General features: G+C 68.0%; 3 protein-coding genes. All 3 read left to right on the forward strand.

All coding sequences use genetic code 11. From position 1 onward, the window contains the following. Positions 1-1,001: ABC transporter substrate-binding protein (locus ACFXGI_RS38540; protein ID WP_384717718.1), on the forward strand; the 1,001-nt coding region annotated here is incomplete at its 5' end. Between the two features lie 50 nt (positions 1,002-1,051). Next, on the forward strand, positions 1,052-1,840 hold the full coding sequence (locus tag ACFXGI_RS38545) for an ABC transporter ATP-binding protein (RefSeq protein WP_384717721.1): 789 nt from the start codon (positions 1,052-1,054) through the stop codon (positions 1,838-1,840). Further along, the coding region (locus ACFXGI_RS38550) for an ABC transporter permease (protein ID WP_384717724.1) at positions 1,827-2,473 on the forward strand (647 nt) is incomplete at its 3' end. The genes ACFXGI_RS38545 and ACFXGI_RS38550, both read left to right, overlap by 14 nt.

The raw sequence follows: 2,473 nt of genomic DNA on the forward strand, positions 1-2,473 counted from the left end.
AGAAGGCGAACGCCGCGGCCACGGGCGAGAAGAAGCTCTCCGCGTCCGAGGTCCGCATCGGGTACTTCCCGAACCTGACGCACGCCACCGCGCTGGTCGGTCTCCAGGAGGGCCTGATCGCCAAGGAGCTCGGCGCCACCGCGATCAAGCCGCAGTCCTTCAACGCCGGCCCGTCCGAGATCGAGGCCCTCAACGGCGGCTCTCTCGACATCGGGTTCATCGGACCCTCGCCGTCGATCAACGGCTACGTGAAGTCCAAGAGCAGCAACCTGCGGATCATCTCCGGGTCCGCCTCCGGCGGCGTCAAGCTCGTCGTGAACCCGGACAAGATCAAGACCCTGGACGACCTCAAGGGCAAGAAGATCGCCACCCCGCAGAAGGGGAACACGCAGGACGTCGCGTTCCTCAACTGGATCGCGGAGAAGGGCTGGAAGGTCGACCCGGAGTCCGGCAAGGGTGACGTCTCCGTCGTCCGCACGGACAACAAGGTGACCCCGGACGCCTTCAAGCAGGGCTCGATCGACGGCGCCTGGGTGCCCGAGCCGACCGCCTCCAAGCTGGTCTCCGAGGGCGCCTCCGTCCTCCTCGACGAGACCGACCTGTGGCCCGACAAGAAGTTCGTGATCACGAACATCATCGTGTCGCAGAAGTTCCTCAAGGAGCACCCGGACGTCGTCGAAGCCGTCCTCAAGGGCACGGTGAAGACCAACGAGTGGATCAACGCCAACCCCGACAAGGCGAAGGCCTCCGCCAACGCGAAGCTGGAAGCCGAGGGCGGCAAGCCGCTCGACGCGAAGGTGATCGACCCGGCGTGGAAGAGCATCCTGGTCACCGACGACCCGCTGGCGGGCACCCTGAAGACCGAGTCCGACTGGGCGGTCAAGGCCAAGCTCATCGAACAGCCCGACCTCGCCGGCATCTACGACCTGACGCTCCTGAACAAGGTCCTCAAGGCCGCCGGCAAGCCCGAGGTCTCCGACGCCGGCCTCGGCGCCAAGTAGTTCCGAGCAACACGGAAGCCAGCCCGTACGATCCCCAGGAGGTGACGACCATGGCCACCACACTCGCCAAAGCTGTTGAGGACACCGTCGCGGTGACTCATGCCGCCCGCATCGAGCACGTCTCGAAGTCCTTCTCCGGCCCGGCCGGATCGCAGCTCGTCCTGGACGACATCAGCCTCGATGTCGCCCCCGGCGAGTTCGTCACCATCCTGGGGGCCTCGGGCTGCGGCAAATCCACCCTGCTCAACCTCGTCGCCGGACTCGACAAACCCACCGCCGGCACCATCGAGACCGCCGGCCGCCCCGCGCTCATGTTCCAGGAACACGCCCTCTTCCCCTGGCTCACCGCCGGCAAGAACATCGAACTCGCCCTGCGCCTGCGCGGCATCGCCAAAGCCGACCGCAAACCGGAAGCCGAACGCCTCCTGGAGCTGGTCCGCCTCGGCGGCGCCCACGACAAACGCGTCCACGAACTGTCCGGCGGCATGCGCCAGCGCGTCGCCCTGGCCCGCGCCCTCGCCCAGGACAGCCCGCTCCTCCTCATGGACGAACCCTTCGCCGCCCTGGACGCCATCACCCGCGACGTCCTGCACGGCGAACTCACCCGCATCTGGGCCGAGACCAACGTCTCCGTCCTCTTCGTCACCCACAACGTCCGCGAAGCCGTCCGCCTCGCCCAGCGCGTGGTCCTCCTCTCCTCACGACCCGGCCGCATCGCCAAACAATGGACCGTCGGCATCCCCCAGCCCCGCCGCATCGAAGACGCCGACGTCGCGGAACTGTCCGTCGAGATCACCGAACACCTCCGTGGGGAGATCCGCCGCCATGGCCAGCACTGAAACAAAGCCGAAAACGGACGACCTCGCCGGCCTGGAAGCCGGACTCGACGCCCTCGACGCCGTCCAGACCCACCGCACCCCCGCCCGCGAGGTCCTCGTCAAGAAGGTCCTCCCGCCGTTCATCGCCATCGGCCTCGTCCTGCTGCTCTGGCAGGTGCTGGTCTCCCTGAAGGTCACCGACGAGACCAAACTCCCCGCCCCCTCCGCGGTCTGGGACAGCCTGTCCGGCATGTGGCTCAAGGGCACCCTCCTCGAGGTCGTCTGGACCAGCGTCTCCCGCGGCCTGCTCGGCTTCCTCCTCGCCCTGGCCATCGGCACCCCCCTCGGACTCCTCGTCGCCCGCGTCAAATTCATCCGCGCAGCCATCGGCCCCATCCTCCAAGGCCTGCAATCCCTGCCCTCCGTCGCCTGGGTACCCCCCGCCGTCCTCTGGTTCGGCCTCAACGACGCCATGATGTACACCGTCATCCTCCTCGGCGCCGTCCCCTCCATCGCCAACGGACTCGTCTCCGGCATCGACCAGATCCCCCCGCTCTTCCTGCGCGCCGGCCGCACCCTGGGAGCCACCGGCCTCCAAGGCGCCCGACACATCGTCATGCCCGCCGCCCTCCCCGGCTACCTCGCCGGCCTCAA

It is taken from the genome of Streptomyces sp. NPDC059355, from assembly GCF_042752335.1.
In the GTDB taxonomy this organism is placed as follows: domain Bacteria; phylum Actinomycetota; class Actinomycetes; order Streptomycetales; family Streptomycetaceae; genus Streptomyces.